Below are 26,323 nucleotides of genomic sequence, written 5' to 3'. Positions count from 1 at the left end.
CGGAAGGGCACACTGGTTCGCTGTGAGCACCACTTTGCTGATCGGCGGACGCATCCACAGCCCCTCGCACCCGTACGCCACGACGATGGCCGTGGTCGACGGCACGGTGGCCTGGCTCGGCGACGACGACCCGGCACACGCGCTGCATCCGGACGCGCGGGTGATCGATCTGCAGGGGGCCTTTGTGGCGCCCGCCTTCGTCGACCCGCACGTGCACGTCACCGATACCGGGCTGTCCCTGACCGGCCTGAACCTGTCGGGCGCGGCGAGTCTGGCCGACTGCCTCGACGCTCTCGGCACCTACGCGCGACGGCATCCGGAGACCAGGATCATCTGGGGGCACGGCTGGGACGAAACCCGCTGGCCGGAGCGCCGTGCGCCGTCGGCGGACGACCTGGAGGGCGTCGCCCCCGGCCGCGACGTCTACTTGTCCCGGATCGACGAGCATTCCGCCGCGGCGTCCCGCGGCCTCATCGCGTCGGCCGGCCTGCCGGCGCCCGCGCAGGGCGCCCCCGCGCAACCGCTGCACGGCGACGAGCACCATGCCGTGCGCACCCGCGCGCGCCTGCTGCTGGACCCGGCCCAGCTCGATCACGCCCGCAGGGCGGCCCTCGACCACGCCGCCGCCCACGGAATCGTCGCCGTGCACGAGTGCGGGGGACCCGACATCGCCGGTGCGGATGATTTCCGTGCAGTGCTGGCGATGGGCGCCGGAGAACACTCCGTGGCGGTCCGCGGCTACTGGGGCGAGCCGGTGACGACGGCCCGGCAGGCCCGCAGCCTGCTCGCCGAGCACGGCGCCCACGCCCTGGGCGGGGACTTGTTCCTCGACGGCGCGCTGGGGTCCCGCACCGCCTGGTTGCACGAGCCGTACGCCGACCACTCCGGCAACGGCACCGCACACCTGGACGGTGCGGCCGCGGCCGCCCACCTGCGGGCGTGCACCGAGGCGGGCATCCAGGCGGGTTTCCACGCCATCGGCGACGCGGCAGTCCACGCCGCCACCGGGGCCTTCGCGGCCGCCGCCGAGGCGATGGGCGGGCCCGCCGTCGCCGGGCGCGCGCACCGTATCGAGCACGCCGAGCTCGTGAGCAGAGAGCAGGCCGCTGTCCTCGGCCGGCTCGGCGCGGTGGCATCGGTGCAACCCGTGTTCGACGCGCTGTGGGGCGGTCCCCACGGGATGTATGCGGACCGGCTCGGCGCGGCGCGGACAGCTCAGACCAACCCTTTCTCCGTCCTCGCTGCGGAGGGCGTCACGCTCGCCATCGGGTCGGATTCCCCGGTGACCGCCATGGACCCGTGGGCCGCGGTCCGTGCGGCCGTCAACCACAGTGTCGACGACCACTCGCTGTCGCCGCGGGCCGCGTTCACCGCGGCCACCCGCGGCGCCTGGCGGGCCGCCGGTCTGCGGGACGGCATGGCGGGGACGCTGCAGCCCGGCGCCGAGGCCTCCTTTGCCGTCTGGGAGACCGGTGAGCTCGTCGTGGCCGCGTCGTCCAAGTCGATAGCACGCTGGTCCACGGATCCGCGCTCGCGGGTGCCCGCGCTGCCGGACATGTCGGCCGACGCGCCTGCGCCGCGCTGTCTCGCGACGGTCCGCTCGGGCCGCATGATCTACACGGCCGCCTGACCGATGGCGGCACCCGCGCGCGTGCGGCGCTTCGCGCTCGGCTGGCTGCGGGCCCTGCCCCGGCAGGTCCTCGCCGCCGGCGGGGGACTGGTGGTCTTCGCGTCCTACCCGCCGCGCACTGCGTGGTACTTGGCCCCGGTGGGCATCGCGCTCGCCGTGCTGGCGATCACCTGGCCCCGGCGCTCGCGGTCAGACGGCGTCGACGGGGTCGCCGCTGGGACCGGCGCACCTTCGCTGTGGGGCGGCTTCGGATACGGCTTCCTCGCCGGTGCCGGATTCCTGCTCCCGCTGCTGCCCTGGGTGGGGCTCTACGTGGGCCCGGTGCCCTGGCTGGCGCTCGTCGCCGCCGAATCCCTGTTCGTCGGGCTCTTCGGTCTTGCCGTCGCGGTGCTGTACAGGTGGCCGGTGGCGCCGCCGTGGCTGCGCCCGTTCGCCGTGGCCGCGTGCTGGTCGGGCACCGAATGGCTGCGGTCGTCGGTACCGTTCGGGGGGTTCCCTTGGGGGCGTCTCGCCTTCGGCCAGCCCGACGGCATCCTGCTGCCCCTGGCCTCCCTGGGCGGCGCGCCGTTGCTCAGCTTCGCGGTGGCCCTCGTCGGCTCCGGGCTCGCCGCGGCCGTGGTCCTCGCCGCGAGTGCCGTCGCGGAACGGTCCGGCGACAGGGGGAGTCGTCCGCCCCGCGCGGCCCGCAGGACCCGGATGCTCGCCGCGGCCGGGGCGCTCACGGCCGTCGCCCTGCCGCTGGTGGCAGGCGCGGTGCGCGCGCCATTCCTGCCGGACATGGACTCCGGCGGCCGGCGGCTCACCGTCGCCGCAGTGCAGGGGAACGTGCCGCGCCTGGGGCTCGGTTTCAACGCCCAGCGACGGGCCGTCCTGGACATGCATGTGCGGCGCACCCTGCAACTGGCGGACGACGTGGACGCTGGGCGGGAGCCGCGGCCGGACGTCGTGGTGTGGCCGGAGAACTCGTCCGACATCGACCCGCTGCGCAACTCAGATGCTGCGCGGGAAATCTCCTATGCCGCCGATCGCATCGGTGCGCCGATCCTCGTCGGCGCCGTGCTGAACAACGGCGACGGCACCACGACCAACTCGGTGATCGTCTGGAACCCCGGCACCGGCCCGGCGGACCGGCACGACAAGGCGATCCTCCAACCGTTCGGCGAGTACATGCCGTTCCGTGACTTCTTCCGGCACTTCTCGTCCTACGTCGATCAGGCCGGACATTTCGTGCCAGGCCACGGAGACGGCGTCGTCGCCGCCGACGGGGTCCCCATCGCCGTGGCCACGTGCTACGAGATCGCGTTCGACCGCGCGTACACCGACGCGGTCCGGGCGGGCGGCCAGTTCCTGGCCGCACCCACGAACAATGCCACCTTCAGCCCCAGCGAGATGACCTACCAACAGTTGGCGATGACGAGGGTGCGCGCCGCGGAACACGGGCGGGCGGCGGTCGTGGCCGCGACGACGGGGGTCAGCGCGATCATCGCGCCCGACGGCACCGTCACCCAGCGCACCGGCGTGGACGTGCCGGCGGCACTGGTCGCATCCATTCCGCTGCGCACCGAGCTGACTCCGGCAACCGTCGCCGGCCCGTGGCCCGAATACATCCTCAGCGCCCTCGGCGGCATCGCGCTGGCCGCATCCGTCGGCGCCGGGCTGCGCCGGCGATCGACGCGGTGAGTTCAACGCGCAGGAATCCTGCGGAATCAGCGGCACCGACGTCGTCGGGCGTCTACTCTGCGTGAAAGGCGCCGTGCGATGCGGTCGGCGCGGCGCCGATCCCCACCGGGGCGCATGCTCACAGGCCGAATCATCCGGGGAGGACTGCAGTGTCGTTGAAGCATCGCGATTCGGAACGCGGCAAGATCTCCGTGTGCAACAGGCTGGACAAGGCGGTGCTCGAGGTGTCCGGCGCCACGGTGACGCTCACCCCCGAGGACGCACGCGAAATCGCGCGGCTGTTGGGGGAGGCCGCGGACCGCGCCGAGCAGACGCCGCCTGACGAGTTCCTGCAGCACCGCCTCTGACTGCGGAGGGCGCCGACCGCCTGCGGCCGACTGCGGTGCGGGGCGGGCGTTCCGCGCCCCGCACCGCAGTCAGATCTCGTCGCGGTAGCCGTAGAACTCGTGGTCCTCGTTGTATCCGCCCAGCCCCGCGCCGAAATCGCGGAAGTCGTGGACGAACTCGATCTCCTTGATCCACTTGACCTGTTTGAAGCCCAGCTGGTTCTCCACCCGCAGGCGCAGCGGCGCTCCGTGCACGACCGGCAGCGGCTCGTTGTTCATCTCGTAGGCCAACAGGCTCTGCGGATGCCGGAGGTCCACCATCGAGTGCGAGTCGTAGTACTGACCGCCCTCGCCGCCCTCGCCGAAGGAGCGGAAGATCGCCCAGCGCGCCTCCGGCGTCGGCTGCACCAGGTCGATGAGCGCGCTGAACGGCAGTCCCGACCACTTGCCGATGGCCGACCAGCCCTGGATGCAGTTGTGCATCGTGATCTGGTCGCGGTGGGCGAGAGCCTTGATGTCCTCGAGCGAGAGCTCCACGGGATTGTCGACCAGCCCGGTCACCTTCAGCCGGTAGTCCTCGAAACCGCCGTCGTGGAGGCCGTGCCATTCCTCCGATACCGGGACGAGCCCGTTGGGCCAGAAGAACGGGCTGATGTCCTCTTCTTTGTACTCGGCCTTCGGTGCGTACTTGTCGAACAGCACGTCCATAACTCTGCCCACCGTGGCATTGGAGATGCGCTGAAGCACGCGCGTGTGGGTCCAGGAGAACCGGACCGCCCACACGTTGAACAGGATCACGACGAGTATCGCCAGGCCCCACAGCGCTATGCCGTTGAGGTTGAACCCGTCGGCGGGGGCGACGTTGAGCGTGATGGCGTTGAGGTTCTCCGCGAACCCGGTGGCGGCCACCATGAGCATGTGGATGCCGTAGAACACGACGAACACGACCATCACCAGGAAGTGCAGCGAGCGGGCGATCTGCCTGTTGCCGAAGATCTTCTGATACCAGGTGAAGTGGTTGTCCATCGCCGGCGACATCGCGATGCCGGTGAGGATGGCCAGCGGGGCGAAGATGAACACGATCGCGAAGTAGCTCAGCTGCTGAAGCGCGTCGTAGGTGTAGTAGCCGCCGAGTTCGTGCGGCAGGCGCAGCGACGAGTACTGCACCAGGCAGGAGACCGCGTCCGGGAAGATCGACCACTCCGTGGGGACCAGCTTGCGCCAGTGTCCGGACGCGAAGGTCAGGACGATGAAGACGACGCCGTTGAGCACGAACAGGATGTCGAACAGGAAATGCCAGTGGCGCGCCACCCCGATGGTGTGCCGCCCGCCGGGCATGCCCACCATCGGGCTGAGCGTGATGGCGTCGTCCTTCGCGGTCCAGACGCGGTTCTTCGGCATCGCGCCGCGGAAGCGCAACCATTCCTTGTCCGGGGTGCAGTGCATCTTGAGGTAGAGCCGTGGGTGGTCGGCGAGGATCTGCCAGCCGGCCCGCACCACCATGACCATGATGAAGAAGTTCAGCGCGTGGGTGGCGATGCTCCACGCCGGTATGCCGAACGGCCGGCCCTCCGACCGGAGCTCGTCCATCGACGGCTCGCACGGGTGCGCCGCGGTGAACCCGTCGGTTCCACCGACGGCATCGATGCCCATGAGTACCTTGGCCACGATCACCACCGCGATGCCGCCGATCAGCGCCGCGGGGAGCGCCCACCACACCGAGACGAACCGCCGCCCTATCCGCACGTGGATGCGGGTGAGGGACATGCGCGGGTGCACGCCCTCCTCGCGGAGCAGTGCCACGTTGTGGAAGTCGTCCTCGAGCTCGGCCGAGTCCCTTCGTCTTCCGGCGGCTTCCCTGCGTCGTGCGGCAGCGGCGTCGCGACTGTTCTCACGGCCTTGCTGTGTCATTTCCCCGCCTGCCGGTCCGTGCAGCGATCGTTCGTGTCACAAACGGCCGGGGACCCGCGTCTCCGGCTCCGGAGCGCCTCGGCCGGCAGCGGCCGGCCGGCGCGGATCAGACCGCCAACGGGACCTCCTCGGAGTACACCGGGGTGCGCCGGGACGGATCCGGAAGTTGCGCGGCCGTGAGAACGAACGTGTCCGCGCGCGCACACTCCCAGTCCTCAATCCACGACAGCGGCGGATCCTCCAGCAGCTGGCCGGGCCGCAGCCATTCGTACAGTTCCGCATAGGTGCGCTGGTCGTTGAAGTTGACGGTCCGCATGAGCATCGAGGGGTGCAGATCGTCGAAGCCGCCCAGCCCCATCGAGGCGACCACCTGCTTGGCGTTGTCGACCACGTTGCGCTGCAGGTTGTACACGCGCGTTGTCTTGTCCGGCACGTCCAGCGCACGGAAACGCTTGGGGTCCTGGGTGGTGACGCCCACGGGGCAGGTGTTCGTGTGGCACTTCTGCGCCTGGATGCACCCGACGGCGAACATCATCGCCCGCGCGGCGAGCGTGAAGTCGGCGCCCTGGATGACCCTCTTGACGATGTCGATGCCGTTGGCCACCTTTCCGGAGGCCCCGACCCGGATCTGATCCCGAAGCCCGGTCCCCACCAGAGCGTTGTGCACCGTCATCAGGCCATGGGTGAGCGGCATGCCCACGTTGTCCTCGAACTCGAGGGGCGCGGCGCCGGTGCCGCCCTCGGAACCGTCGACGATGATGAAATCGGGTGCGATGCCGGTTTCCCGGATCGCCTTGCAGATGCCGAGGAACTCACTGCGCGATCCGACGCACAGCTTGAAGCCGATCGGCTTGCCGCCGGACAAGTCACGCAGCGTGCCGATGAACCGGCACAGTTCGGCCGGCGTGTGGAAGGCGTTGTGCGACGGTGGGGAGACGACGGTCTTGCCCACGGGGACACCACGGGTGTCGGCGATCTCCTGGGTGACCTTCGGCCCTGGCAGCACGCCGCCGAGCCCGGGCTTCGCCCCCTGCGACAGCTTGATGGAAATGCACTTCACCTGAGGATTCTGGGATTTCTTCTGGAAGGTGTCCGGATCGAAGTGCCCGTCCTCGGTCCGGGTACCGAAGTAGGCGGTGCCGATCTCCCAGATGAGGTCCCCGCCCGGTTTGAGGTGGTACGGACTCAGGCCGCCCTCCCCGGTGTCATGGGCGAAGCCGCCCCTCGCCGCACCGCCGTTCAGCGCCATGATCGCGTTGGCGGACAGCGCGCCGAAGCTCATCGCGGAGACGTTGTAGAGCGCCATGTCGTAGGGCTGCTTGCAGTCCGGGCCGCCGATCCGCACGCGCGGGGTCTCCGCGGGCGCCGGCTGCGCAATGATCGAGTGGCGGACGAACTCGTAGCCGATCGCGTTCACGTTGCGTTCGGTGCCGAAGGGCTCGACGTCTTTGATGTCCTTGGCCCGCTGGTAGATCGTGGAGCGGGTGTCCCTGTCGTAGGGCGTCCCGTCGGTGTTGCGCTCGACGAAGTACTGCTGAATCTCCGGACGGATGAATTCGAGCATAAAGCGCGCATGCCCGAGGATGGGGAAGTTGCGCAGGATGCTGTGCCGGGCCTGCAGCAGATCCCACGCGCCCACCAGCGCGAGGAGCAGGAACGGCACCGTGAGGAACAGCCACCACAGCGACACCATGAACACCAGAACGAACGACAGGCCGCCTATCATCCACAGCGCTGCAACCGCCAACCATCGAAACATCGTCTACTCCTAAACCGTGAGTTGCGAACTTATGGTCGCCTCCCCACTCTCGTTGTACCCCGCACGCCCGAGGACGGGTGCCAGGGTCACAGCAGTGGCGGCACCTTGGCCTCGATCGGCACTTCCAGCACGGTGGGGCCGGGCCTTCCGAGGGCACGCGCGACGGCGGCACGCACCTCCTCGGCGGTCTCGGCGCGTTCCCCGGTACAGCCGTAGCCCTTGGCGAGCGCCACGACGTCCAGCCCCGGAACGTCGAGGCCGGGCACGCCGGGGGAGTCTTCGAGGTCCGCGAACGACTTGAGGATCGCGTACTCGCCGTTGCACGGGATCACGTAGATGATGGGCAGTTGCTCCTGCGCCGCGGAGTGGAGGCCCTGCACCGCATACTGCATCGAGCCGTCGCCGATCATCGCCATTACGGGGCGGTTCCGGCCGGAGTCCCGTTCTGCCAGCGCCAGTCCCACCGCGGCGGGCAGGTTCCACCCCAGACTCCCCGAGGCGAAGGTGTAGAAGGAGTCCGGCTTGACGATGGGCCATGCGGCGTGGAAATCGCCCAGGTTCGACGGCGACTCCTCGACCACCACCGTGTCCTCGGGCATCGCGTCATACAGCGTGGCGAAAAGTTCGTCGGCGCCCATGCGGGAATCCTCGCGGACGGAGACGCCGGGGCCGTGCGGCGCCATGCGGTGCGGCTGCATGACCACCTTCCGGTGGGGGCGGCCCGGGATAAGTTCGGTGAGCGCTTCCGTCGCGAGAACCGCGTCGCTGACGAGGCTGTCGCCGACGGGCGCCCGCGCCGCCTGCGCCGGGTCCTCGGTGACATGCAGCAGCCGGAGCCCGTCGGGCAGGTAGTCGCCGGCGACGTACGGGTAGTAGCGGAACACCGGCGCCCCGATGACGATCGCGACGTCGTGACCGGTGAGCTTCTTCGACAGCGGGCCGATCGCGAAGGGAAGTCCGCCGACGTACAGGGGATGGTCCTCCGGGAACGGGGGGCGCTCCGAGGCGGGCGCCGCATAGACATGGACGCCGAGCTTCTCCGCCAGTGTCACAGCCTGGTCCCAGCCGTCGCCCCTGGCGATGGACGCGCCGAAGATCAGCGCCGGATCCTTCGCGTCGGACAGCGCCTGCGCGAACTCGGCGATGCGCACCGGGTCCGGACCCACGCGGGTGGCTACGGTGCGGGCGACCGGGTTCGAGCCGGCGGCAGGCTGCTCCCAATCGTCCAAAGGGATCGACAGGAACACCGGCCCCGCAGGCGGTTGCAATGCGGCCGCATAGGCGCGCATGAACGCGGCCGGTACGTCGGCGGCACGCACCGGCTCGTAGCTCCATTTCACCCACGGCTTAGGCAGATCCTCCGGCTGGACATTCATCAGCCACGGCTCCATGAGCAGCATTTCCCGAGTCTGATTGCCCGCAGTGATGATCAACGGGGTCTGGTTCATCGACGCGGTCATGATGTTGCTCATCGCATTCGCCACGCCGGCGGCCGTGTGGACGTTGACCAGAGCGGGCCGCCTCGTCGCCTGCGCATAGCCGTCGGCGATCGCCACGGCCGACGCCTCCTGCAATGCCTGGATGTAGCGGAAGTCCGCAGGATAGTTCTTGAGAAAGGTCTCCTCGGTGGATCCCGGATTGCCGAAGATGGTCGTCAGGTTCAGGTCTCTCATCAGCTGAAAAGTGACGTCGCGGATGGTCTGGCCCATTGCCGTTCCTCCCCTGCGCATGTGATCCGCTTCTTGATCTGGCACGACCGTATCGGCCCCCGTCGCAGTGTGCGTCGCTTTGCGGATAATTGAACACCTGTGAAATCAATTCGGGATCGCGCGCGAACCGGGAGATGCCCGCCGAGCGCATTCCCGCCCATGGTTTATCAGCCTCCACCACGGGTAACCTCGTCGCGAAGCCGGCCGCTTGCAGGGCGCTGTCCGGTTGCAGGCGGCCGAGGTGTGATCTGTGCGAGGAGCGGCGCCACGATGGTCCAGATCGGTTACAAGTTGATGGCGGAAACCTTCGCGCCGACAGAGATCGTTCGTCAGGCGCGGGCGGCCGAGCAGGCCGGTTTCGATTTCGTCGAGGTGAGCGACCACTTCCACCCGTGGCTGTTCAGCCACGGGCACTCCGGGTTCGCCTGGTCGATGCTGGGAGCCGCCGCGCAGGCCACCGACCGCATAGGTCTCGCCACTGGAGTCACCTGCCCGTTCGGCCGCTATCATCCGGCGATCATCGCGCAGGCGGCCGCGACGACCGCCCTGCTCTCGGACGGGCGCTTCACACTGGGGATCGGAGCGGGGGAGAACCTCAACGAGCACGTGGTGGGAGCGGGCTGGCCCTCGGTTTCGGTGCGGCACGAGATGCTGCGCGAGTCTGTGGAGATCATCCGCCTGCTCTGGTCTGGCGGGTACCGCTCGTACCGGGGACGCCACCTGCAACTCGACGATGCCCGCGTGTTCGATCTGCCCGGCACGCCGCCACCCGTGGCGATCGCCGCCTCCGGCGATGCCTCCGCGGCCCTGGCGGGGGAGCACGGCGATGCACTGTTCGCCACGGCACCCGACGCCGGCGTGGTCGAGGCCTACCGCCGCGCCGGCGGAACCGGTCCCCGCTACGCAGAGGTCCCCCTGGCGTGGGCCCCCGACGAGCAGGAGGCGGCGCGCACCGCACACAAGCGGTTCCGATTCGGCCTGACCGGGTGGAAAGTGCAGGCCGAGTTGCCCAACCCGGTCAACTTCGAGGCCGCAACGGCGCACATTCGCGAGGACGACGTCCGCGCGGCAATGCCCTGCGGGCCTGATCCACAGTCCCATCTACATGCGGTGGGCGAGTTCGTGGCCGCCGGATTCGACCGCGTCGCCCTCATGAACGCCGGCCCCGAGATCGACGGATTCTTCGCCTTCTTCGCCGACGAACTGGCCGGCCCGATAAGGGCCATGACCGATGGAAAGCAGCCATCGCGCGCCAACGCCTACTGATCGCACTGCACGCCCGTTCTGCGTACGCAACCGAAAACACACACCGGAAGGGATCACCGATGACAGCTCTACACGATGCGATGCAACGGATCGAGGGTCTCGCGCCACTCGATCGCTTCGTCAGTCCCGTGTCCGATGCCGTACACCGAGCGGTGCAGCCGACGACGGTGCGGAACACGCTCAGTGGCACATGGCTGGGGCATCCCTTCCATCCGATGCTGGTGGCGGTCCCGATCGGCGCGTGGGGAATGTCCGCGCTGTTCGACATCGTCGGAGGCAAGCAGGGCAACCGGGCGGCGGGCACCCTCATCGCCGCCGGACTCTTCACGGCAGTGCCCGCCGCCGCGACGGGGCTTAACGATTGGGCGGACACCAAGGCCCCGGAGTCGCGCGTCGGCGCCGTGCACGCCGCCGCCAATTCGAGCGCATCGATGCTGTTCCTCGCATCGCTGGCGCTGCGCTTCCGGGGGAGGATCGTGCCGGGCAAGGCGCTGTCGTGGGCGGGACTCGCACTGGTCGGCGGCGGCGGTTATTTGGGCGGGCACCTCACGTACGCACGGGCGATGAACGTGAACCACACGGCGTGGTTGGACATCCCGTCCGAGTGGACACGCGTGGCAGGGGAAGCGCAATTGCCGGAGGACGGCACGCTGACGGCCCACTGCGACGGCCAGTCGATCCTGCTGTCGCGGGGCCGCAGTGGCCGGGTCAGCGCTATCGCCGCCACCTGCAGCCACATGGGCGGGCCACTGGGGGAGGGGGAGAGGACGGCCGGATGCGTCACCTGCCCGTGGCACGGCAGCGTGTTCCGTCTCGACGACGGCACGGTGGTGCGTGGTCCGGCGAGTTCGCCGCAGCCGGCGTACGACGCCCGGATCGTCGACGGCGCAGTCGAGATCCGGTCTGTACGGTGACGAGCTGCGCATCCGGCACCGACGCCCCTGACACCGGCGCACGGGCAGAGAACAGGGGAAGGAGATCAGAGCGATGGAATGCGGCAGCGACAAGCACGGTGCCCGAGCCGATGACGAGCTCAGGAGGAGGTGGAACCGATGATCGTCGCGCCCGGCGCACGCCGAGGAGTGGCGGGGACCTCCCGACGTCGTCACGGGTCCATCGCGGTGACGGCAAGCCATACCGGCCCTATATCAGCCCCGTAGGGCACTCGGCGACTCTGCGGGCTCCAGCGCCGGCCATCGCACGGCGGCTACCGCCTCGATCACCGCGATCTCCTCGCTGGGTGTATTGCGACCGTCCGGCAGGTCGGGCAGGAGGCCCGCTCCCCCCAGGTAACCCGTCCTGTCTGACATGATCCGGCCGAAGGGGATCCGTCTGCGCGCCACCACGCGCGCGTCGGCGCACCGCTGCGCGAGCTCAGCGACCGTGCGGTCGATGTCCGCACACTCCGACTGCACCATCAGTAGTCGCCCGCCGTCGGCCAGCATCGACGGGAGCGATCGGCAAAGGGGGTCGAGCAACGCCCGCCCCGACGGCCCCGCATTCCAGGCCCGGTCGGCGCCACGGGTGCGTGCGGAAGACGGCGTGGGAACGTACGGCGGGTTGCAGACGATGAGGTTGAAACGGCCGCCGAACCGAAAGCCGGTGATGTCGGCCCGCCGTACATCCAAACAGCGGTATCCGCGCAACCAGGCATTGCACCGCGCGGACCAGACCGATGCGAGGCTGATGTCGACGGCGGTCACATTCCGGGACCCTGCGGATGCGGCCGCCAGGGCGACGGCTCCGCTTCCGGTACACACGTCCAGCACCGCTGTGTCCGCGGTCATCCGCAGTCCACGGACCGCTTCGACGAGCAGCGCGGTGTCCTCCTGCGGTCGGTAGACGCCCGGCAACCGCAGAACCCGCGGGACCTGAGCGACGTTGTCGCCACCGTCGCTGCCCATCCGGTGCTCCATTCGTCCATTGGTAGCCGACTGCGCCCGGGGCGGCGAACCGCCTGCCGGGTCCGTGACCGGTTACCACGGTCATCACCCGCCAAACCCGGTTTGCGCCGACGCTCGGCGGGGAATCGCGGACGGCAGGCTACAGAAAGGAGACCCTCGATGATTGCCATGCCCGTGACTTCGCAGAGTTCGGCCCCCCTTCGGCGGGCGCGCGTCGTGCCCGGTGGACCGCTGCTGGTCGAAGGCCCGCTCGAAGTGTCGCTGCCGTCGGGGGAGGTGGTGCGGTCGAATCGGTTCATGGTGGCGATCTGCATGTGCCACCGCAGCGCCGTGTACCCGCTGTGCGACGCGAGCCACAAATCGCCGCGTGGACGCCGCCGCGCGGGCGGAACGGCAGGGGAGGACAGAAAGTCTTCGGAGACGTCCTGAGCCGGAGCCTTATCCGCGAGTCGGGCTGCCGCCGACGGGGCCGAGCGAGCTTCTGCCCTGGTCCCAACTGTCGAGTAGCAGGGTGGAGAGGTCCGCCTCCAGCGTCCCCACCGCCCGGATCCCGAAAACGACATCATCGGTGAGCCACGGCTCGGCCTCGAGCAGCGGCTGCAGGATGTCATACCGGACCACCTGCTCGTGTACAGCGTCCGCCTCGACGTGCTCCGTGTAGAAGCGCACGCAGGGCTCGGGTGCCGCCATCGCTTTCAGGGCCCGCTCAAGCGCCTTGGCCGCCGGGCCGGTGGAACTCTCAGTGACCGCGAAGTGCCCGACGAGCGCACCGCGCAGCGAACGGTGCAGGCCGAAGGTCGTCGCCAGATTGGCAACCGCCAGCGTCGGCGCCGGCACGCGGTCCGCATAGGCCAGGTACGTCGAATCCAGTCCGGCGGCGTCCAAAAGATCGGCGAACAACCGCGAGTGCACCTCCGCGCCGTGACCCGCGCCGAATTCATCGAACTCGACCGCCGCGAGCGATGCCTTCGCCTGCCCACGGAGTCGCGGGATCGCCCACACGTAGGGGTCGGCTTCCTTCAGCTGGTAGACGGATCTGTGGATGAAGTACTCGCGCATCTGCTCCCATGAGCCGTCGGCCGCCAGGTGGTCGGCGGGCCCACGGTCCCCGGGGCGCCCGGCCGTGGCGTGGTCCAGAGCGGTCTCGGCATCAAGTCCGTCCCCGACGCACCCCGCTGCATGCTCGTCCACGCCGGCGACTCGCGCGCGCAACCGGGTGATGAAGGCCGACTCCAACCCGGCACGAAACTCCAGCAGTGCCGGATCCCATTCCCATCCGTCTCCGACATTGCGGAACCCGCGATAGTGCAGTTCGTAGCAGACGAACAGCGCCATCTGCAGGTCTGCGCCCAGCGGGTCGGCGCGGGACGGATCAGGCATTCCTCTGTCACTGCGTCCCTCGAGCCTCCTCAGAACCCACTCGGACAGATTGCCACGCGCACCGGGGAGCATCGGAGCGAATCCCGGACGATCCTGTACGGGAGTGCTCGGCATCTTGGGTCTCCGTTTCCTCGTCAGGCTGCTTTCCTCGTCGTCGCACTGCGGCGTCTCACGCGATGGGCGCGGGACACTCAGCGCCGACTACCCGACGCCGACACGAACCAAACAACGCTCGCCGGGTACCCCGCACACCGCTCGGGCCCCGCACCTGTCGGTGCGGGGCCCGAAAAGCAGTCGTCGTGCGCTCACCGCACGACGTGAGCTTTCGCCGGAGTCAGCCGGCGGAACTGCGCCTACGGGTCTTATGCAGGTCCAGGCGCTCCTTGAGCAGCACTTCGAGCTCCTCGAGCGACCGGCGCTCGCGCAGCATGTCCCAATGGGTACGCGGCGGCTTGGCCTTCTTCTCCTCCTGCGCAGTGCCCTCGACGAGCTTGCCCTCGAGGCCGTTGCGCCCCACCCACGAGGCCGGGAAATCGGCGTCGTCGGAGAACGGCACCTCGAATTCCTCCCCGTTCTCGCAGCGGTACCGCGCAGTACGGCGGGGGGCCAGGTCGTGGTCGCGATCGGTCTCGTAGCTGACGGAGCCGAGTCGGCTTCCCCGCAGAACTCGATCTGCCATGATCGCTCCTCAATTCTGTCGATAATCCAGTCGGTGTCGCCAGTGGGGCACCTGTGCGCGACCGCGATCCTTCCGTGATGCGGCCGCCATCCACCATCCTCAACGCACGACGACGCGCAAACGTTCCCGCCGGCCGCAGGTCGGGCGACGGACGCGGCTCGCCTGCCAAGACTACCGGCGGGTGCGGGGCAGGCTCGCGGTAGGCTCCCGGGCGTGCAGAACAAGCCGTCGCCGTGCGCATGGTGCGGCAGGCCCGTCGCGGAGGTCTCCACAGGCCGGCGCCGCCGCTATTGTCGGCAATCGTGCCGGCAGCGCGCCTACGAGCAGCGGCAGACGCTTGCCGGCACTGCCGTACCCGAGGACGCGGTCATCCTGAGCGCCGCCGACGCGGGCGCCGTGGCAGACAGGGCTTTCCAGCTCCGCTGCGCCTGCGAGGACGTGGCGACGGCCGTCGACGAGGGCGCCCCGCACGAAGAACTGGCGCGGATGTGCGCGGAACTGGTGGCCCTGGCCCGCCACAGCGAACGCCTGCGCTGACACGTGACTTGACGACGCGCTGTGCACAGCGGGACCGGCCACGTCACACCGGTTCGCCGTCGGCCGCCCCCTCCTTGCCCTGCGCCCTGCGGTTGCGCTTGTCGCGGCGCCGCTTGAGGTAGACCTTCTCCTCGTCCTCGAGCACTTCCGGGTTCATCGGGTCGTTGTGCAGGAGCAGACGGATCGAAAGCCACAGCGCACCCGCGCCGATCAGGCACACCAGTGCGATGACGCCCGGGATGACGGCACCGTCGCTTCCACTCCTGCCGAGGATCACCAGCCATACCCCGGCGGCGCCGAGGCCGATGAGGAACAACGTCCAGGCGATGAGGCCGGGAAAATTCTGTCGCATCGTCTCTGCCTCTCTTCCTGTGGGGTCTCATTTCAGTGTCAAGCGGTTCCGGGTTACCCGGCTTCCGCCGCTTTCACACCTCCGCCGCGGAACAAGAGATCCGAGGCGCACGTGATTGATCGGCCGCACTGTGGGAACCCTGTCGATGGAACGCACCGAACCGGAAGCGCCGGACGCTCCAGGGGCGGCCGGAACGAGAGGAAAGGAGCAGGACGTGAAGGACTCCACGACGGACCATGACGCCGGAGCCGACGTCGGCGGCGCTCCAAGCGGCGGCCCTGAACTCCAGGTCGACCCGGAATCGGCGGTCAACACCGACCTCACGTCGTCGGTCGATGCCGAGGACCTCGACGAGGATCGCCTGGGCGCCGACCCGCTCGAGGAGGGCGTCGAGCCGCCCGAGGACTGGAGCGCAGCGGACAGGGACGGAGTGACCGCCCGCGAACAGGCCGAAGGCGAGAGTATCGATCATCGACTGTGGTCCGAGCGGCCCGATACCGCCGAGTCCGTACCCGGCGGATCGTCGGACCCGGATGCGCGGCCGGCCGACGACGACGTCCCCACGGCGTCCACGCGCATCGAGGACCGCGACGACCCTGGTGAGGAGTACCGATGAGTGAAGCAGACGCGGCAACCGGACTCGGCGGGCGGAATATCGCGATGCTGGTCGCGCCCGAGGGAGTCGAGCAGATCGAGCTGACGGAGCCGTGGCGGACGGTACAGCGGTCCGGCGGGACGCCCACACTCGTATCCACCCGTACAGGCAGCATTCAGGCGTTCAACCACCTCGATCGCGAAGGAACGTTCGAGGCCGAGGCGGCCGCGAACGCGGACGCCGCGAGCGACTACGACGCCCTCGTGCTCCCCGGCGGCGTCGCGAACCCGGACATCCTGCGCACCGACGCCGATGCCGTCGCATTCGTCCGGGCGTTCTTCGACGCGGGCAAACCCGTCGCGGTGATCTGCCACGGGCCGTGGACCCTCATCGAGGCCGACGCGGTCCGCGGGCGAGTGATGACATCGTGGCCGAGCCTGCGCACGGACCTGCGCAATGCCGGGGCCGAGTGGGTGGATCAGGAGGTCGTCGTGTGCGATCACGGCCCCAACATTCTGGTGTCGAGCCGCATGCCCGACGACCTGCCCGCGTTCTGTTCTGCGATGGTGCGGGCATTCTCTGCCCCGCGGACGGACTGAGCGGTGCAGGCGAAGCACGCTCCCGGCGGCCGGGTCGACCTTGCGGCCGTCGATGCACAGTGGCGCGCGGCGAACTACCTCGCCGCAGGACAGCTCTACCTCGACGGCGATCCGCTGCTACGGCAGCCGCTGCGACCCGATGATCTCAAGCCGCGCGTCGTCGGTCACTGGGGAACCGTCCCCGGGTTGACGCTGGTGTACAGCCACTTCAACCGCATCATCTGCGAGCGTGATCTGGACGTCGTCTTCGTCGCGGGGCCGGGCCACGGCGGCCCCGCACTGCTGGCGCACACGTTCCTCGAAGGATCGCTCGGTGAGCGCGACCCCTCGATGCCGCGGGACGAAGCCGGCATGCAGCGGCTTTTCCAGGCGTTCTCCACTCCGGGTGGCATTCCGAGCCACGCCGCACCGAACGTTCCCGGCTCGATCAACGAGGGCGGCGAGCTGGGCTACAGCCTGGCGCACGCATGCGGTGCCGTGTTCGATGCACCCGACGCCCTGGCGGTGTGCGTGGTCGGGGACGGCGAGGCCGAAACCGGGCCGCTGGCGGCGTCTTGGCACAGCACGTCATTCCTCGACCCGGTGGTGGACGGCGCGGTGCTGCCCGTCCTGCACCTGAACGGCTACAAGATCGCGGGGCCCACCGTTCTCGCCCGCATGGACCCGGCCGACCTGCGGGCGTTGCTGCGCGGGTACGGATACGAGCCCGTCGAGGTGGCAGGCGCCGCGCCGGAGATGGTGCATGCCGATCTGGCCGCCGCCCTCGACGGCTGCGTCGACAGGATCGACGCCATTCAAAGCTCCGCCCGCGCCGGCGAAACGCCGGACGGCCGCCTCCGCTGGCCGATGATCGTGCTGCGCACCCCCAAGGGGTGGACCGGCCCCTCCCTCGTCGACGGCACACCGATCGAAGGCACCTTCCGGGCGCATCAGGTCCCGCTCGCTGTATCCCGTGAGGCGACCGGCCACCTGACGGAGCTGGAGGACTGGCTGCGCAGCTACCGTCCGCAGGAGTTGTTCGACGCCGACGGGCGCCCCACGAAAAGCGTGCTCAGGTACATGCCGGACGGCGACCGAAGGATGGGCGCGAACCCGCGCGCCAACGCCGGCGGCGTGCGGCGCGACCTCGACCTGCCGGATCCGCAGGAGGCGGCGGTACCGGAGTCCGAGATCCAGGAGGCACGGCAGGGGAGCAGCGGGCGTCTTTGCGAATGCTCGCCTACTGCGGCACTGGGCCGGTACCTGCGGACTGTGATCGAACGGAATCCCGATACCTTCCGGCTCTTCTCACCTGACGAGGCGGACTCCAACAAGCTGTCGGCGGTGTTCGAAACGACCGACCGGGTGTGGCGCTCAGGGTCGACCGATCCGCTGGGCCATGGCGTTCACGACGAGAACCTGGGGCCGCACGGCCGGGTGATGGAGGTGCTCTCCGAGCACCTGTGCGAGGGCTGGCTGGAGGGGTACCTGCTGACGGGCCGGCACGGCATGCTGGCCACGTACGAGGCGTTCGCCCATGTCGTCGACAGCATGGTCGGCCAGTACGCCAAATGGCTGGAAGGCGCACGGGCGATCGACTGGCGCCAGCCTCCCGCCTCGCTCAACTTGCTGCTCACCTCACACGCGTGGCGCCAGGATCACAACGGTTTCTCCCACCAGGACCCCGGCTTCATCGACCTGGTGATGAACAAGAAGAACGACCTGGTGCGCGTGCTGTTCCCGCCGGACGCGAACGCGCTGCTGGCAGTGGCGGACGAGGCGTTGTCGAGTGTCGGCCGCATGAACGTGATCGTGGCCGGCAAACACCCGTCGCCAGTCTACCGCACGCTCGGCGAGGCACGGGAGCACTGCGCACGCGGCATGAGCATCTGGCCCGAGGAGGGCACCGAGGACGGCGCACAGCAACCCGACGTGGTGCTGGCGTGCGCCGGCGAGGTGCCCACGGCGGAGACGGTCGCGGCGGCCCGACTGCTGTCGCAGCACGTGCCGCACCTGCAAGTGCGAGTCGTCAATGTGGTCGACCTGCTCCGCATGCAGACCCCGGAACAAGAACCGCGCGGACTCAGCGATGACGAATTCGACGCGCTGTTCGCCCGCGATTCCCCCGTGATCTTCGCCTACCACGGGTATCCCAGCGCGGTCCACCGGCTCACCTACCGCCGCGCCTGCCACGCGAACCTGCATGTGCACGGCTACCTGGAGGAGGGCACGACGACCACGCCGTTCGATATGCTCATGCTCAACGGCATGGACCGCTACAGCCTCGCGCTCGACGCACTGGCCCGCGCACGGCACGCGGCGGGCGATGCAGGGCCGGATGCCGCCGGAGAGTTTGCGCGCGCCCGGGCCGCCGCCAAGGAATACACGCGCAGCCACGGGGCGGACGCCCCTGATTTGACGCGGATGCCGCCGCGACGATGACGGCCACGACCAAGCCGGGGAGGCACCCATGCCGACCGAGGAGCAGCCGCTGCGCGACTTCGAAAGCATCGCGGCGTCGCTGAACCAGCCGATGTACGTGGTCACCACCCGCCACGGAGAAGAGCGGGCCGGCTGCCTCGTCGGTTTCGGATGCCAGGTCTCCATCGCGCCGGCGCGATTCCTGGTGTGCCTGTCGGACAAGAACCACACCTATCGGCTTACCCGGAGGGCCACGCGGCTGGCCGTGCACGTCCTCGGCCCGCACCAGCATCGCCTGGCGCGCCTGTTCGGGACCGAAACGGGAGACCGGGTCGACAAGTTCGCGCGGTGCGCATGGAAGCCGGACGCCCACGGCGTCCCGATCCTCGGCGAGGCGCGGGCGTGGTTCTCCGGGCCGATCACAGCGACCACCGTGTTCGGCGACCACGAAGGCTTCGTCGTCGCACCCGATGCGGCCGCCGTGGCCGGGCCGGTCGAAGACCTCCTGGGGATGCACGACGTTCTCTATCTCGACCCCGGCCACCCCGCCTAGAACAGGCTCGCCGGTGGGTGGAGTCGCGTCATGGCCAGCGCCCCCGCGAGCCGGGGCTCCGCGCGGGGTGAACGGCGCCACGGCGGATCCGGCGTGTTTGTCCAGTCGTGGGCTCGGGTAACCGCCGCACAGCTGACAACAGTGAGGAGGACACGCCGTGACCTCGACCAGCATTCAACCGATGAGCGCCACCGGGCCGGACGCTGAGCCGTTCCGCTCGATCAACCCGTACTCCGGCGAGACGCTCGGCGAATTCCCATACCTGGAGATCGAGCAGCTCGACGAGATCATCGACCGCGCCCACGCCGGCTTCGAACAGTGGCGGGAACTCGGCGCCGGCGAACGCGCCGCCGTCGTCTCCCGCGCAGCGGATCTGGTCCGTGAGCGGGCGGACGACCTGGCGCGCACCATCAGCGCCGAGATGGGCAAGCTCATCGGCGAGGCCCATTGGGAGATCAAGACCTCCGCCGACATCCTGCGCTTCTACGCCGACAACGGCCCGCGGTTCCTGGAACCCGAAGCGCTCGACATCGCAGAGGGCGGCGACGCCCGCGTCGTTTACGAGCCGCTCGGCGTCCTGCTCGGCATCGAACCGTGGAACTTTCCGCTCTACCAGGTGGTGCGCCTGGCTGCACCGAACCTCGTCGCCGGCAACACGATCCTGCTCAAGCACACGTCCACCTGCCCGCTCACCGCACTCAAGATCGAGCAGATCTTCGCCGATGCGGGGACGGGGGAGGGCGTGTACACCAACGTCTTCCTGCGCACGCGCGACGTGGAGCGGGTCATCGCGCACCCCGCCGTGCAGGGCGTCGCGTTGACGGGAAGCGACGGGGCCGGTGCCGCTGTGGCCGAGCAGGCCGGCCGCCACATCAAGAAGTGCGTGCTCGAGCTCGGCGGCAACGACCCGTTCATCGTGCTCGACAGCCCGGATCTGGAATCGACCGTGGACATGGCGGTGCAGGGCCGCATGTTCAATACCGGACAGAGCTGCGTGGCCTCGAAGAGGTTCTTCGTACCCGAGTCCATTCACGACCGTTTCGTCGAAGCCTTGGCCGCACGGTTCAGCGATTACACGCCAGGGGACCCGACCGACCCGGAGACCACCCTCGGCCCGCTGTCCTCCGAGGAGGCCGCGGATGGCCTGGCCGACCAAGTGCGGGATGCGCTGGACAAGGGCGCACGCGCAGTGGTGGGCGGCGGCCGCCCACCCGAATCCGATCGAGGGCCGGGCGGCGCCGGCGCCTTCTTCCAACCGACGGTGCTGACCGAGGTCACACCGGAGATGCGGGCGTTCTCGGAGGAGCTCTTCGGCCCGGTGGCCGTAGTGCACCGGGTCAGCGACACCGACGAGGCAGTCCGCATGGCCAACGATTCGCCGTACGGCCTCGGCGCCACGATCGTGAGCTCCGACACCGACGCCGCGCAGAAGGTGGCACGCCGGATCGACTCCGGAATGGTCTGGATCAATGCGCCCACGCTCACCCAGGCCGACCTTCCCTTCGGTGGTGTCAAGCGTTCGGGCTTCGGCCGTGAGCTGTCACGCATGGGGATGTACGAGTTCGTCAATCGCAAGCTCGTGCGCACGGTGCCGTCGTGAGGCCCCCGCCGTCATGAAGTCCACGAAGTCATGAGCGCGAGGGCAGCGCACCCTCACCGTTCGCCCGCGCGTGCGGATGTCCCTCCACCGCACGCGCGGGCCTCGGGTGATGTCACATGCAGGTGCCGGTCTTGCGGCGCATCTCGTACCGGCGGATACCCGCGCGGGTCATGCTCGGCTCGAGCGGGTCGTGATGCTCCCGATGCGACACGTTGAGCCACAGTGCCATTCCGGCGGCGAGACTCGCCACGCCGATCACCGCTCCGGCGATGAAGTACGGGAAGTTCTCCATGGCCAGCGCCACGATGGCGAGACCGCCGACCGCGAGCCCGGCCAGGAAGAAGAAGTACCCGAGAAGCCCCTCGTAGTTGCTGCCCATGATCGTGCCCCTTTCGACTCGGCATCGCGCACAACGCGAACAGCCGGCCCGGGAAGGCGGTTCTCTCGGCGTCCATCCGATCGCGGCGGTGATGCGATCTCTTCCCCATCGCAGCCATCACGTGGATGCCCGATGAGGACCGGTCCGCCCAGGTCCACCCTCATTGTGACCCGTCCCGCCGAGGTTTGCCAGCGTTTGCGGATTACTCCCGGAATTGCTCGTGCCGTCTCGGTTTCGCCGCCGGATGTCCGGGTATTCTCGGCGTGCTACTGCGATTACTTTAGTGAGGACCCTGGATGTATCTGGCCACCGAACCGGAGGTACTCGACCACCGAGGCCCCGTCTCGCTCACGCTCGACGCCGCCTCGTCCCAGGCTCCGGTGGCGAGGTCGGTCGCGGAGACGTTGGCGATCCTGTACGGCTTCGGCCTCGACGAGGTCGCAGACGTCAAACTGGCGGTGGACGAGGCGTGCGCCCAGTTGGAACGCTCCGTGGCGGACATTCCGTCGATCACGATGGAGATGGAGGTGCGGCGCTTCGTCATGTCCGTGTCCGTTTCCGCGGAACTGCCCGACGGAACCGAGGTGCGCGAGACGGGCTTCGGCTGGCACGTCCTGCACACCCTCACCGACAACGCCCAGGTCAGGGTGGACGAATCCGAGCCCCACAACACGGCACGCCGCTGGTCGATCACCTTCACTAAAAGCTCGGGCGTCACCGAGTGACCGTCCATCGTCACGCGGGTCGCGGCGGCGATGATTACGCCGACGTGCCGGGCGCACTTCGCGCACTGCGGAGCAGTCCCTCGGACAGCGATCACGACCACCGTCGCGACGAGGTGATCACACGGTGCCTGCCGCTCGCCGAACACATCGCGCGGCGGTTCCACGGACGCGGCGAGCCCTTCGACGATCTGCTGCAGGTGGCACGGCTGGGCCTGGTGAATGCGATCGACAGGTTCGACGCGGACAAGGGGGACAACTTCGTCGCCTTCGCAGTGCCGACGATCATGGGGGAGGTGCGTCGTCATTTCCGCGACACCGGCTGGGCGATGCACGTGCCACGGCGGGCCAAGGAGCTGCACCTGGCAATCTCCAGCGCTTCCGAGCGACTCGCACAGTCGCTCGGCCGGTCTCCGACCGCCGCAGAGATCGCGCGCGAACTCGGCCTGCCGATCCGGCAGGTGACCGAAGGGCTCATCGCCCGCAGCGCCTATCAGCCCGATTCGATGGATGCGCCACCGTCCGCGGGCTCCGAAGGCCTCAATCTGGGCGATGTCGTGGGAGGAGAGGACCCGGACCTCGACAACGTCGAGGGGTACGTGGCGGTCAAGCCGCACCTGGATGCCCTGCCGCCGCGCGAACGCCGGATCCTCACCCTGCGGTTCTTCGGCGAAATGACGCAAAGCCAGATCGCTGAGCGCGTGGGCCTGTCGCAGATGCACGTGTCACGGATACTGGCCCGCACGCTGAGCCAATTGCGGGACGAGCTCCGGGAACGGTAGCGGTGCCCACCGTGGCCGGCGACGCGACCGGCTGCGGCGAAAACCCGACCGCGAGGGCACCGATTGCGTTCCGTTGCGCATCGCCCGGTTTAGTCGCCGGCTCTCGCGGGTATCCGGGGCCAGCTTGCCCGTACCGGCCGTACGGGCGGTACGGGCGGTACGAGACAGGGAGTTTCGGCGAATGCAGATGCGGTGTGACAAGTGCGAACGCACATTCGAGACCCACGCTGACAGTATGGACGCCGCCCGCGAGGTGGGTCGTCTCAACGGATGGTCCGTCGGTGAAACCGTGCAATGCCCGAGTTGCGCTTCGACCGGGACGGCGTGGTCGGCACGCAACGCCTGGGCCTGACCACGCCGTGCGCCGCGCGCACACCCGGCGGGCAAGCGCAGTTCCGACGTCAATCGCACGTCCTTCGTCAATCCGGCGCCTGGTCGTCGGGCTCCACCGGAGTGGTCTCCTTCCGCTCCTCGACGTTGCCGCGGACGTCGTCCTGGCTGCGTTCGGCTTCCACGCCCTCCTCCATGCGGTCGACGAGGTCGCCCAGCCGCTCGTCACGATGCCGGAGGTCTTTCTCCGAGTTCGCCGGGAACTCCCTCCTGCCCGGGAGGTTCTCGTCTTCGCTGTCTCGACCGCGATCATCCCCCTGGTCATCGCGCGATTCCTCGGTCATCACCACACCTCCCGGACTGTCGAGTCGGTCGACTCCCGGTGATTACCCGCCCAGCGGGTGCGCAAACCGATGCCGTGTTCTCCCTGTCGCACACCGGGGCGGACCGGCGTGCGCCGGGAGGTGGTAGTGATGTGGGTATACGGGTGCGTGCACCCTCGATGGAAGCGAAGGTGATGCGGCCATGGGCTGGGGTATCGAGCGGACTCCGGTTTCCTCGCGCGTACTGCGCGGCACGGTGGGCTACGCGGCCGCGGTCGTGGTCGGTGCGTTGATCGTCCTCGCCGTGACCGCCGCGATGTCGTGGGGGAGACCCGTGCACTGCGACGACGGTACGACCGGCTGTTTGTCCGCCACGCAGTACGTGATGATCTACGTCCCGCCGGCGATCATCGCACTGGGCGGGATCACCGCGTTCATCCGCACCCTGCTGGTGTGGCGTCGCCGCGGCCCCTGGATGGTCTGGTTGGGAGTCGGGTGGTTCCTTTTCGCCGTCATGCTGGTCTTCGTGGCCTCCGCGGGCGGCGCGCTCATGGGGTGAGCCACGCATGACCGGTCGCGGCACAAGACGGCGCGGACCGATCGTTTCAGAATTCTGCTCGCTTCAATCCCAGCCTGAGCAGCGACTTGCTCAGCATGTCGGACGCGGGCGTGCGGACGCTTGGGCGGCCGTAGCACCCATCGCCGAATCAGGACGGAAGCCGAAGTTCTGCCGGTGCTCGCCGGCCATGTCCACGCCTCCGGGGATGAACTGATACATCCCCGCCATCGGAGCCCCCATGTCACGGATGAGGTCGACGCGATCGTCCGCGTCCGACGTCAGCACTCGGTTCATGTCCGCAGCACTGTCCAGTATCGAGATGCTCATGACGATAGACCGTAAACACTGCCGCGACGGCAAGGTCAACTATGCGTTCGCCCGGCCTCCTCTCGGAGGATCGGCAGCCCGACGTTCATCGAGTGGATGCCCACCGTGGTGCACAGCTTGAGCACCTCGAAGATCTCCTCCGGCGTCACGCCCATGTCGAGCGCGGCCCGGATGTGCCGGCGCACGCCGGGGGCGAACAGGTGCGTACACGACGCGTCCACGGCGATGCACAGCAGCTGCACGGTCTTCGGCGTCAGCACCCCGCTCTCGTACGGTTCGATGACGGCGGACATGTACTCGTCCGCCCAGGCCGGATCAAGTTCGTCCATGCCGTCCCACAACGGGTTCCAGGCTCCGGTGCGACGGAGCCGCTCGACGGTGGGCTCGGCCCGATCGGCTCCCGCCTCCGCTGTCATGACGCGACCGCCTGACGCGCGGCCGTGAGCTCGCGCTTGAGGATCTTGCCCGTCGCCGTCATGGGCAGGGTGGTGACGAACTCGATCGACCGCGGGTATTTGTACGCGGCGAGTCGCTCCTTGCACCACTCCGAGAGCGCGTCGGCACCGATCTGGGCTCCCGGCTCCAGGATGACGAACGCGGCGATCTCCTCGCCGTGCCGCTCATCCGGGGTGCCGATGACCGCGGCAAGGGACACGGCGGGATGCGTCAACAGCAGTTCCTCGATCTCCCTCGGATACACGTTGTACCCGCCGCGCACGATGAGGTCCTTGGCGCGGTCGACGATGAAGTAGTAACCGTCCTCGTCGCGGCGCGCGAGGTCGCCGGTCCGGAACCACCCGTCGCGCAGCACCTCCGCAGTGGCGTCGAGCCGGTTCAGGTAGCCCTTCATGACGTTGTGCCCGCGGATGGCGAGCTCACCCACCCCGCCTTCGGGCACGTCGTCCCAGTCCGCGTCGACCAAGCGGGCTTCGATGCCCCACACCGGCACGCCGATCGAGCCGGGCCGTGGCCCCCGCTGCGGGTCCACGAACAGCGCCAGCGGGGAGCTCTCCGACAGCCCGTATCCCTCCAGCACGGGGATGCCGAAGCGGTCCGCGAAGTCCGAGAGGATCTCCTCGGGCAGCGCCGCGCCCCCGGAGATCGCGACCCGCAGGTTGTCCGCGATGCGCGCCACGTCGACGGTCTCGTCCAGGGCGCCCAGCAGGCTCCAGTACATCGTCGGAACACCGGCGAACACCGAGATCTCCTCGGCCAGCATCAGATCCAATGCCGCGCGCGCCTCGAAGCGGGGGAGGAGCACCAGCGTCGCGCCCGTGGCGAGCCCGGCGTTCATCATCACCGTCTGACCGAACGAATGGAACAGCGGCAGGGTGAGCAGATAGGTGTCGTGGCGGATCGCATTGCTGTCGAACAACCTGTTCGCGGTCAGCGCGTTGAGGGTCATGTTGGCGTGCGTCAGCTCGGCGCCCTTGGGCCGGCCGGTGGTGCCCGAGGTGTACAGGATCACTGCGGTGTCCTCGGGGGAGCGCACGGACGTCGCGAACGTGCGCGGCATGCCCTCCAGCGGCGCCCACGCGGCGCCGGGGTCCCCGTCTGCGGATCCGGTCCCGGCGCTGAGGATCCCGGCGAAGGTGAACATCTCCCGGCACCCGTGCGCATCGGCGAACCCGGCCCGGCCGTAGTCTCCCGTCGGCAGCGCCTCATCGCCCTCGAAGCACAGGTAGACCTCGGCTCCGGAGTCGTTCAGGTGGTAGGCGATCTCCTGGGGCTTGAGCATGATGTTGAGGGGCACCACTACGGCGCCGGCCTTGAGGATCCCGTGGTACATCGCGACGAACTCGGGGATGTTGGGGCAGGAGAGCGCAACCCGGGCCCCGGGGGTCACGCCGCGCGACGCCAGCAGGTTCGCGATCGCGTTGGACCACTCGTCCACCTGCCGGTAGGACAAGCGGCGGCCGGCGCACACCAGAGCCGTCCGGTCGGGGTACCGCCGGGCCGAGTCCTCCAGCACTACACTGAGATTCAACATTGCAACATTTCCGTTTCGTCGTTTGCGAGGT

At 68.9% G+C, this 26,323-nt stretch carries 27 protein-coding genes; 15 read left to right on the top strand and 12 right to left on the bottom strand.

Annotated features, from left to right (window positions below; all coding sequences use genetic code 11):
• The first annotated feature begins 22 nt into the window (after nucleotides 1-22).
• The 3 genes from FO059_RS08545 (at nucleotide 23) to FO059_RS08535 (ending at nucleotide 3,657) form a co-directional block, all read left to right on the top strand.
• Nucleotides 23-1,630, top strand: a complete 1,608-nt coding sequence (locus FO059_RS08545) for an amidohydrolase (RefSeq protein WP_233266781.1) — start codon at nucleotides 23-25, stop codon at nucleotides 1,628-1,630.
• Nucleotides 1,631-1,633: 3 nt separating this feature from the next.
• Complete coding sequence (lnt, locus tag FO059_RS08540; RefSeq protein WP_143907971.1) at nucleotides 1,634-3,310, top strand: apolipoprotein N-acyltransferase; 1,677 nt, start codon at nucleotides 1,634-1,636, stop codon at nucleotides 3,308-3,310.
• A gap of 149 nt (nucleotides 3,311-3,459) precedes the next feature.
• Nucleotides 3,460-3,657, top strand: a complete 198-nt coding sequence (locus FO059_RS08535; protein ID WP_143907969.1) for a type 2 periplasmic-binding domain-containing protein — start codon at nucleotides 3,460-3,462, stop codon at nucleotides 3,655-3,657.
• Nucleotides 3,658-3,726: 69 nt separating this feature from the next.
• Here FO059_RS08535 and FO059_RS08530 read toward each other — a convergent pair whose 3' ends face one another.
• The 3 genes from FO059_RS08530 to mdlC form a co-directional block, all read right to left on the bottom strand.
• Complete coding sequence (locus tag FO059_RS08530) at nucleotides 3,727-5,547, bottom strand: molybdopterin-dependent oxidoreductase (protein WP_143907967.1); 1,821 nt, start codon at nucleotides 5,545-5,547, stop codon at nucleotides 3,727-3,729.
• Between the two features lie 106 nt (nucleotides 5,548-5,653).
• A complete protein-coding gene (locus tag FO059_RS08525; RefSeq protein WP_143907965.1) occupies nucleotides 5,654-7,306 on the bottom strand; it encodes an FMN-binding glutamate synthase family protein in 1,653 nt (550 codons plus the stop codon).
• 86 nt (nucleotides 7,307-7,392) lie between these two features.
• Nucleotides 7,393-9,015, bottom strand: a complete 1,623-nt coding sequence (gene mdlC, locus FO059_RS08520) for a benzoylformate decarboxylase (RefSeq protein ID WP_143907963.1) — start codon at nucleotides 9,013-9,015, stop codon at nucleotides 7,393-7,395.
• Between the two features lie 270 nt (nucleotides 9,016-9,285).
• On the opposite strand from mdlC, the gene FO059_RS08515 reads away from it, so the two are divergent.
• A complete protein-coding gene (locus tag FO059_RS08515) occupies nucleotides 9,286-10,281 on the top strand; it encodes a TIGR03557 family F420-dependent LLM class oxidoreductase (RefSeq protein ID WP_143907961.1) in 996 nt (331 codons plus the stop codon).
• Nucleotides 10,282-10,340: 59 nt separating this feature from the next.
• The gene (locus FO059_RS08510) at nucleotides 10,341-11,195 is read left to right on the top strand and encodes a Rieske 2Fe-2S domain-containing protein (RefSeq protein ID WP_143907959.1); all 855 of its coding nucleotides are present in this window, start codon (nucleotides 10,341-10,343) and stop codon (nucleotides 11,193-11,195) included.
• 234 nt (nucleotides 11,196-11,429) lie between these two features.
• Here the strand turns inward: FO059_RS08510 and FO059_RS08505 are convergent, their stop codons facing one another.
• Nucleotides 11,430-12,185 (bottom strand): HemK2/MTQ2 family protein methyltransferase, encoded by a 756-nt coding sequence (locus FO059_RS08505; RefSeq protein ID WP_199257025.1) that lies wholly within the window; start codon nucleotides 12,183-12,185, stop codon nucleotides 11,430-11,432.
• Between the two features lie 159 nt (nucleotides 12,186-12,344).
• On the opposite strand from FO059_RS08505, the gene FO059_RS08500 reads away from it, so the two are divergent.
• Nucleotides 12,345-12,614 carry a CDGSH iron-sulfur domain-containing protein gene (locus FO059_RS08500; RefSeq protein WP_372497835.1) on the top strand — a complete coding sequence of 90 codons (270 nt, stop codon included), beginning with the start codon at nucleotides 12,345-12,347 and terminating at the stop codon, nucleotides 12,612-12,614.
• A 9-nt stretch (nucleotides 12,615-12,623) separates the two neighbouring features.
• Here FO059_RS08500 and FO059_RS08495 read toward each other — a convergent pair whose 3' ends face one another.
• Entirely contained in the window at nucleotides 12,624-13,565 is a 942-nt protein-coding gene (locus FO059_RS08495; RefSeq protein WP_233266782.1) for an iron-containing redox enzyme family protein, read from the bottom strand.
• A 334-nt stretch (nucleotides 13,566-13,899) separates the two neighbouring features.
• Nucleotides 13,900-14,244 (bottom strand): RNA polymerase-binding protein RbpA, encoded by a 345-nt coding sequence (locus FO059_RS08490; RefSeq protein WP_143907953.1) that lies wholly within the window; start codon nucleotides 14,242-14,244, stop codon nucleotides 13,900-13,902.
• A gap of 213 nt (nucleotides 14,245-14,457) precedes the next feature.
• Between FO059_RS08490 and FO059_RS08485 the strand changes: the two genes are divergently transcribed.
• Nucleotides 14,458-14,781: a hypothetical protein gene (locus tag FO059_RS08485; RefSeq protein WP_143907951.1), complete on the top strand. Its 324-nt coding sequence runs from the start codon at nucleotides 14,458-14,460 to the stop codon at nucleotides 14,779-14,781.
• Nucleotides 14,782-14,824: 43 nt separating this feature from the next.
• Here FO059_RS08485 and FO059_RS08480 read toward each other — a convergent pair whose 3' ends face one another.
• Nucleotides 14,825-15,133: a hypothetical protein gene (locus FO059_RS08480; protein WP_143907949.1), complete on the bottom strand. Its 309-nt coding sequence runs from the start codon at nucleotides 15,131-15,133 to the stop codon at nucleotides 14,825-14,827.
• Between the two features lie 214 nt (nucleotides 15,134-15,347).
• On the opposite strand from FO059_RS08480, the gene FO059_RS18730 reads away from it, so the two are divergent.
• From FO059_RS18730 to FO059_RS08455, 5 genes are all read left to right on the top strand, one after another.
• Complete coding sequence (locus FO059_RS18730; protein ID WP_233266783.1) at nucleotides 15,348-15,749, top strand: hypothetical protein; 402 nt, start codon at nucleotides 15,348-15,350, stop codon at nucleotides 15,747-15,749.
• Nucleotides 15,746-16,327 (top strand): type 1 glutamine amidotransferase domain-containing protein, encoded by a 582-nt coding sequence (locus FO059_RS08470; RefSeq protein WP_143907947.1) that lies wholly within the window; start codon nucleotides 15,746-15,748, stop codon nucleotides 16,325-16,327. The genes FO059_RS18730 and FO059_RS08470 overlap by 4 nt, the downstream gene beginning before the upstream one ends.
• A gap of 3 nt (nucleotides 16,328-16,330) precedes the next feature.
• Complete coding sequence (locus FO059_RS08465; protein ID WP_143907945.1) at nucleotides 16,331-18,748, top strand: phosphoketolase family protein; 2,418 nt, start codon at nucleotides 16,331-16,333, stop codon at nucleotides 18,746-18,748.
• A 28-nt stretch (nucleotides 18,749-18,776) separates the two neighbouring features.
• On the top strand, nucleotides 18,777-19,280 hold the full coding sequence (locus tag FO059_RS08460) for a flavin reductase family protein (protein ID WP_233266784.1): 504 nt from the start codon (nucleotides 18,777-18,779) through the stop codon (nucleotides 19,278-19,280).
• A 181-nt stretch (nucleotides 19,281-19,461) separates the two neighbouring features.
• Nucleotides 19,462-20,880, top strand: coding sequence for an NAD-dependent succinate-semialdehyde dehydrogenase (locus tag FO059_RS08455; RefSeq protein WP_143910585.1), 1,419 nt, complete (start codon nucleotides 19,462-19,464; stop codon nucleotides 20,878-20,880).
• A 112-nt stretch (nucleotides 20,881-20,992) separates the two neighbouring features.
• Here the strand turns inward: FO059_RS08455 and FO059_RS08450 are convergent, their stop codons facing one another.
• Nucleotides 20,993-21,259, bottom strand: coding sequence for a hypothetical protein (locus FO059_RS08450; RefSeq protein ID WP_143907943.1), 267 nt, complete (start codon nucleotides 21,257-21,259; stop codon nucleotides 20,993-20,995).
• Between the two features lie 296 nt (nucleotides 21,260-21,555).
• Between FO059_RS08450 and FO059_RS08445 the strand changes: the two genes are divergently transcribed.
• Together FO059_RS08445 and FO059_RS08440 are read left to right on the top strand one after the other, a co-directional pair.
• A complete protein-coding gene (locus FO059_RS08445) occupies nucleotides 21,556-21,984 on the top strand; it encodes an ATP-binding protein (protein ID WP_143907941.1) in 429 nt (142 codons plus the stop codon).
• Entirely contained in the window at nucleotides 21,981-22,763 is a 783-nt protein-coding gene (locus tag FO059_RS08440) for a SigB/SigF/SigG family RNA polymerase sigma factor (protein ID WP_143907939.1), read from the top strand. Before FO059_RS08445 ends, FO059_RS08440 begins: the two co-directional genes overlap by 4 nt.
• Before the next feature lie 419 nt (nucleotides 22,764-23,182).
• Here the strand turns inward: FO059_RS08440 and FO059_RS08435 are convergent, their stop codons facing one another.
• Entirely contained in the window at nucleotides 23,183-23,437 is a 255-nt protein-coding gene (locus FO059_RS08435; RefSeq protein ID WP_143907937.1) for a hypothetical protein, read from the bottom strand.
• Between the two features lie 181 nt (nucleotides 23,438-23,618).
• Here FO059_RS08435 and FO059_RS08430 point away from each other — a divergent pair, with 181 nt between their 5' ends.
• On the top strand, nucleotides 23,619-23,975 hold the full coding sequence (locus FO059_RS08430) for a hypothetical protein (protein ID WP_143907935.1): 357 nt from the start codon (nucleotides 23,619-23,621) through the stop codon (nucleotides 23,973-23,975).
• Nucleotides 23,976-24,065: 90 nt separating this feature from the next.
• Here the strand turns inward: FO059_RS08430 and FO059_RS08425 are convergent, their stop codons facing one another.
• The 3 genes from FO059_RS08425 to FO059_RS08415 are packed head-to-tail and all read right to left on the bottom strand — an operon-like array spanning nucleotide 24,066 to nucleotide 26,292.
• Nucleotides 24,066-24,302 (bottom strand): hypothetical protein, encoded by a 237-nt coding sequence (locus FO059_RS08425; RefSeq protein WP_143907933.1) that lies wholly within the window; start codon nucleotides 24,300-24,302, stop codon nucleotides 24,066-24,068.
• Between the two features lie 35 nt (nucleotides 24,303-24,337).
• Nucleotides 24,338-24,718, bottom strand: a complete 381-nt coding sequence (locus FO059_RS08420; protein WP_168226597.1) for a carboxymuconolactone decarboxylase family protein — start codon at nucleotides 24,716-24,718, stop codon at nucleotides 24,338-24,340.
• The gene (locus tag FO059_RS08415; RefSeq protein ID WP_143907931.1) at nucleotides 24,715-26,292 is read right to left on the bottom strand and encodes a long-chain-fatty-acid--CoA ligase; all 1,578 of its coding nucleotides are present in this window, start codon (nucleotides 26,290-26,292) and stop codon (nucleotides 24,715-24,717) included. Before FO059_RS08415 ends, FO059_RS08420 begins: the two co-directional genes overlap by 4 nt.
• Between the last annotated feature and the right edge of the window lie 31 nt (nucleotides 26,293-26,323).

Source organism: Tomitella fengzijianii (assembly GCF_007559025.1).
In the GTDB taxonomy this organism is placed as follows: Bacteria; Actinomycetota; Actinomycetes; order Mycobacteriales; family Mycobacteriaceae; genus Tomitella; species Tomitella fengzijianii.
Note: the sequence above shows the minus strand (reverse complement) of the source record. Positions and strands in the feature narration are given on the sequence as shown.